This window comes from Ochrobactrum sp. SFR4, from assembly GCF_019730395.1.
Taxonomy (GTDB): Bacteria; Pseudomonadota; Alphaproteobacteria; order Rhizobiales; family Rhizobiaceae; genus Pseudochrobactrum.
The window spans coordinates 1-281 of record NZ_JAAPBB010000679.1 but is presented as its reverse complement, the minus strand read 5'-3'; the positions used below and the strand labels follow the sequence as shown (position 1 = coordinate 281).

At 47.3% G+C, this 281-nt stretch carries 1 protein-coding gene; it reads left to right on the top strand.

Going from position 1 to position 281, the window contains the following annotated elements; translation table 11 throughout:
- On the top strand, positions 1-281 hold a 281-nt coding region (locus HBA93_RS20780), incomplete at both ends, for an AbgT family transporter (RefSeq protein WP_221724538.1).

Below are 281 nucleotides of genomic sequence, written 5' to 3'. Positions count from 1 at the left end.
ATTATATGATGGCTGTTGGCACGGTGCTGATTGCTTTGACCGCAACATTTGTCACGGTCAAATTTATCGAGCCGAAATTCGGTAAATATGAGGGCAGCTATGCGGCGACTGAAGAAAATGAAGGTACTTTGACTGAGGTGCGGCAGCGTGCATTGCGAAAGGCTTTGCTTGGTGTCGGACTGTTTCTGGCTGCCATTATTATTGCAGCAATTCCGTCGAACAGTTTTCTGCGTTCAGATACGGGGTCGCTGACAATCAATGCACCTTTGATGAAACTGCTC